At 43.7% G+C, this 5,160-nt stretch carries 3 protein-coding genes and 2 tRNA genes; 3 read left to right on the top strand and 2 right to left on the bottom strand.

Going from position 1 to position 5,160, the window contains the following annotated elements:
• Nucleotides 1-572: 572 nt before the first annotated feature.
• A complete protein-coding gene (locus tag NC99_RS06250) occupies nt 573-1,910 on the bottom strand; it encodes a PhoH family protein (RefSeq protein ID WP_053181022.1) in 1,338 nt (445 codons plus the stop codon).
• Between the two features lie 123 nt (nt 1,911-2,033).
• Here NC99_RS06250 and NC99_RS06245 point away from each other — a divergent pair, with 123 nt between their 5' ends.
• Both NC99_RS06245 and NC99_RS06240 read left to right on the top strand, forming a co-directional pair.
• On the top strand, nt 2,034-3,335 hold the full coding sequence (locus tag NC99_RS06245; RefSeq protein ID WP_053181019.1) for a bifunctional folylpolyglutamate synthase/dihydrofolate synthase: 1,302 nt from the start codon (nt 2,034-2,036) through the stop codon (nt 3,333-3,335).
• Between the two features lie 88 nt (nt 3,336-3,423).
• Nucleotides 3,424-3,498: transfer RNA gene (locus NC99_RS06240), tRNA-Val, on the top strand.
• Nucleotides 3,499-3,881: 383 nt separating this feature from the next.
• Here NC99_RS06240 and NC99_RS06235 read toward each other — a convergent pair.
• Nucleotides 3,882-3,954 (bottom strand) — tRNA-Lys (locus NC99_RS06235).
• Nucleotides 3,955-4,192: 238 nt separating this feature from the next.
• Between NC99_RS06235 and NC99_RS06230 the strand changes: the two genes are divergently transcribed.
• A partial coding sequence (locus NC99_RS06230; RefSeq protein WP_193391996.1) for an SLC13 family permease occupies nt 4,193-5,160 on the top strand: 968 nt, incomplete at its 3' end.

Raw genomic sequence — 5,160 nt, 5'->3', positions numbered from 1 at the left:
CATAGCGGGGTTTAGTTCAATTAGTGTGCATCAAATATGGATGTTATTTCTCTTTTAGCAAATTATTTGGTGTTGTTATACCCCCATGATTGGAAGTATAACAACACCTATGATGTCGAATTGTCAACAATGTCTATTTTTTTCCAGAGAACTAGCTTAAAAGGCTTTTGAAATTAAAAATATTATTTGAAATAGCGGTCATAAGTTCGCTTTTTTATTGATCGGATGAATCGAGTTATCGGATCAATAAGCTAGCACCAGCTTTTAATGTAGCATCAGCCCTCAGTCGTCATCCCGATGAAGATCGGGATCTCTACGAAAAATAGGGATCAAGCTTCGTAGTCACCCAACGATATTTCAATTTCAAATCCAGCGGATTTATAGGTTTATAAAAAAGCGGCAAGGAAGCGAGCCGTTCGATCCCATCCGGGATCGCATCTCTCCCTGATTCTGTGTTCCTATAAACATCCGATGCCGCGGGCATCAAAAGCGCGATCGGTTCAAAAAAGCGGACATGTTTTTACTGATCGGATGACTTAAAGTCATCCGATCAGTAAGCCAATTGAGTCGATCTACAACAAATCACTCGCCAACTCAGCCAAATAGCTGCGTTCGCCTTTCACCAGGTTGACATGCGAAAACAGTTCCTGACTGCGCATTTTATCGGTCATGTAGGCCAGTCCGTTTGACTTCATATCGAGGTAAGGCGAGTCGATTTGCTGCATGTCGCCCGTAAACACCATTTTGGTGCCTTCGCCCGCGCGGGTAATAATCGTCTTAATTTCGTGGGGCGTCAGGTTTTGAGCTTCATCAACAATAAAGAAAGCATTGGACAAACTGCGTCCGCGAATATAAGCCAGCGGCGTAATCAGCAACCGTTCTTCCTTCAGCAACTCCTCAATTTTCATGTACTCCTGACTACGCGGGTTAAACGCATGTTTAATCACCGACAGGTTATCAAAAAGCGGTTGCATGTAAGGGCTGATTTTTTCCGTAGCATCGCCCGGCAAATAACCCAGGTCGCGGTTACTTAAGGCGACAATGGGACGTGCCAGCAGAATTTGTTCGTACTGCTTGTTCTGTTCCAACGCTGCGGCCAGCGCCAGCAAGGTTTTCCCGGTACCTGCTTTCCCGGTGAGCGACACCAGTTTAATATCGGGATTCAGCAAAGAATTGATGCTGAAGGTTTGCTCGGCATTGCGTGGTTTGATGCCGTAAGCCACGCGCTTTTCAATCCGGACAATGCGCTGCGAACCACTGTCGAAACGAGCCAAAACGCTCGATTTGTTTCCCTTCAGAATAAAATATTCATTGGGAACTGGCTTGCCGTCAATCTCAGATTCAGCCATCGGGAAAGATCCTTCGTTGTACAATCGCTCAATCAGTTGATCTTTGTAGGTTTCAATCTCCGTAATGCTTTTTTCGAAAACCTGCGGATCCTTGATCTTGTCATTCTGGTAATCCTCAGACATGAGTCCCAGCGACTTCGCCTTCATCCGCAAATTAATGTCTTTTGAAACCAGGATGGTTGAACGATCAGGATTGGAAGCTTTTACATACTCAGCCACAGCCAAAATCCGGTGGTCCGGAATATCATCTTTGAAAGATTGTTTCATGGCGTCGGTAAAGGGCTTGCCCGTTGCGATGATCAGTTTCCCCATGCCCTCGCCCAACTGGATTCCACCGTTGAACAGTTTCTCGCCGACAATTCCATCCAAAATTCGCACAAATTCGCGCGCCTGAAAGTTGATCGGATCGTTTCCACGCTTAAATTTGTCGAGCTCTTCCAAAACCGTTAATGGAAGAATGATATCATTATCTTTGAACTGGTAAATACACGTGTGATCGTGCAGAATAACATTTGTATCAAGTACAAATACTTTGGTGTTTGCCTTCTTAGATGTTGCCATAGCGTTAGGTTTTGCTTTTGCTAAATGTAAAAAAAATAGCTGATCGAAAGCTGAATGCGACAACAAAGCAGAACGAATGTTATCAACACTAAAAAGAATTTTACAGTAAATATCTGATTCAGAATGACAAGTTATAAACACACCCTCGATTTTCTATATACCCGCTTGCCTATGTATCAGCGCACGGGACCTGCTGCTTATAAGGACACCCTGGAAAATACATTGGTTTTGGACGAGCTGTTCGGCTTTCCGCATCGCAATTTTAAAAGTGTGCATGTAGCCGGAACTAACGGCAAAGGCTCAAGCTCGCATCTTTTGGCTTCTGTATTGCAGGAAGCAGGCTATAAAGTTGGCTTGTACACTTCGCCCCATTTGATTGACTTCCGCGAACGAATAAAAATTAACGGAGAAATGATATCGGAAGAAGCCGTAGTTGCTTTTGTTGATCAATTCATAAAAATGAATGAAACGGCACAGCTCGAACCCTCATTTTTTGAGATAACTGTGGCCATGGCTTTTGACTATTTCCGAAATCAAAAGGTCGACATCGCCATGATTGAAGTGGGGCTTGGCGGCCGGCTGGACTCTACCAACATCATCCGGCCCGAAGTATCGCTCATTACCAACATCAGCCTCGACCACACAGCTCTTCTCGGGAATACAATTGAAAAGATTGCCCTTGAGAAAGCCGGCATTATTAAAGAATCGATCCCTGTTGTCGTTTCTGAATCAAACAACATGTACAATCATGTTTTTGAAGCAACCGCCCGCGAAAAGCAAAGTCCCATTTACTTTGCCGACCAGCAGTTTCAATCGGGCTATTCCATGCGTTTGCCCGAAGGGAAGCAAGTTTTTTATTTCAATAAAATCGGACAACTGGCCTATCCCGACTTGAAAATGGATTTGCTGGGAAACTACCAACGTAAGAATGCGGCGGGTGTGTTAAAAACGATTGAGCTGCTCCAGGAAAAAGGATGGACGATTGAAAACAAAGCGATTTACGAAGGTTTTTCAAATGCCTCAAAAAACACTGGGCTGCGAGGACGGTGGGAAGTGGTTGGCAACAATCCGCTCATGGTTTGCGATACGGCGCATAATGCAGCGGGCCTAACCGACGTGGCGGCTCAAATTGAAGCAACGCCCTGGAAGGCCCTTCACTTCGTTTTGGGCATGGTGAATGACAAAAATTTGGATCAAGCCCTGGCCGTTTTACCAAAGGAAGCAAACTATTTATTCACGCAGGCAAAAATTCCCCGGGCACTTCCAGCCCCTGATCTGGCGGCTCAGGCAGCCACTTTTGGGCTTCGTGGACAAGTAATCGATTCTGTTCCTGAAGCAGTTGCAAAAGCTCGGTCACAAGCTCAACCCGAAGACCTAATTTTTATAGGAGGCAGCACCTTTGTGGTGGCCGATTATTTTTCTTAAAAATTTTAATTTTTTCTTTTGGCAGTGCGAAAAAAGGATTTATATTTGCAACGCCTTTCTGAAAAGGAGGTGAGTTCAGAAAACATTCGGGCGATTAGCTCAGTTGGTTCAGAGCATCTGGTTTACACCCAGAGGGTCGGGGGTTCGAATCCCTCATCGCCCACGAAAAGAGAAATATCATCATGATGTTTCTCTTTTTTTATGTCTGAAACTTACATCCCAAAATTATCCGTTTTGTATATTGACGGTCACTCTCGTAACTCAACTCATTTTTTGATTAAAAAATGGTCTCGTTTTCCTATTTAAAGCTACCTGCTTGGGGTCACATATCCAAGCACCAAAACGAAACAAATTAACTCAAAATGAATTGATCATTAGGAAATTACATCGATTACCGAGACCTATTGGCGGTTTTCTTCGGATAGGTCTCGATATGGTCTCGTTTACTTTGCGATTCTATGCGTGTTTTTAGATCTCCCGCAAAATAAAAAAGCGCCTAAACCATTCGATTTAAGCGCTTTTGATGTTTTTTGTTGTCTTGAAGTGTGACTCAGCTGGGGCTCGAACCCAGGACCCCATCCTTAAAAGGGATGTGCTCTACCAGCTGAGCTACTGAGTCATCCTGTAGGTTGCCTTTTTGTTTAAAGGCGGTGCAAAAATATGTTTTTCAACCTGAAAACCAAAAGAAAAATCCTCCAAAATCTTAAAAAAACAGATACGTCCGAAATAAGCCATAGAATATGAACGACATAGAAGTCCGAAAAAAAATCACATCCTGCGGCATTCGCTTGAATAAGTATTTATCTCCATAGGAGGTACAGCAAATAAACTTACATTTGCCTAAAAAATCACCTTGAATGACTTTTGAAGGCTACTTTGTTATTGCTGTTATTATAGTAATGATCATAGCGCTGATCAACGACTGGATGAGACCCGGGCTGTTGCTTTTTTCTGCTTTGGTTGTTCTAATGGCAGCAGGAATTATTACGACAGAACAAAGTCTCGCTGGATTTTCAAACAAAGGAATGCTCACGGTAGCAGTTTTGTTTTTGGTGAGTGAAGGAGTTCGACACACCGGTGCATTGAACATTGTTGCCCGTGCGTTTTTGCCCAAACGACGTGGCAAAATGCCGGTTACCTTGTTTAAGGTTTTGCTCCCGGCATCCGTTATTTCAGCATTTTTGAACAACACCCCGGTTGTCATCATTTTTGCCCCCATGATTAAAAACTGGGCTGAAAAGATGAATCTTTCCCCCCAAAAATTTTTAATTCCACTTTCGTACGCGACCATCCTGGGAGGCATATGCACACTGATTGGAACATCGACCAACCTGGTGGTACACGGGCTGATGCTGGAAAACGGTTTCAACGGCCTGTTTATGTTCGAACTGGGAAAAGTTGGAATATGGATTGCACTCGCTGGCTTTCTTTATCTGGCGTTTATCGGACATCGGATACTTCCGGGAAAAAAAGACAACAACAAACGCGACAGCCTCGATTACAAAGAATACTTTCTGGATGCAACCCTGCCTCCAAATAGCTCGCTGGCCGGAGAAGAGATTACCAACGGGCGAACACACCAACTCAAAGATATTATTATTCATTCGATTAAAAGAGGAAATGAAGTTATTGACACCAGACGAGGAAAGTTTAACCTTCAACTGAAAGATGAACTGGTGATCGCTGTCAAATCGGAGGTTCTCGAAAACCTGGTTCCGCAACGAAAGCTCGAATTCAAAGCGCTCAAAGGATTTGGCAGATTCTACAAAAGTACCGATATCAAACAAATTGAAGCAGTGATTGCTCCACGCTTTCCCGGCATCAA

This window comes from Sunxiuqinia dokdonensis (assembly GCF_001270965.1).
GTDB classification, from domain to species: domain Bacteria; phylum Bacteroidota; class Bacteroidia; order Bacteroidales; family Prolixibacteraceae; genus Sunxiuqinia; species Sunxiuqinia dokdonensis.
This window is presented reverse-complemented; position numbering and strand designations above follow the sequence as displayed.

Bases quoted from the DNA above. Each gene is read 5' to 3' on its own strand.
- NC99_RS06250 (WP_053181022.1), bottom strand. From the start codon at position 1,910: ATGGCAACATCTAAGAAGGCAAACACCAAAGTATTTGTACTTGATACA.
- NC99_RS06245 (WP_053181019.1), top strand. From the start codon at position 2,034: ATGACAAGTTATAAACACACCCTCGATTTTCTATATACCCGCTTGCCT.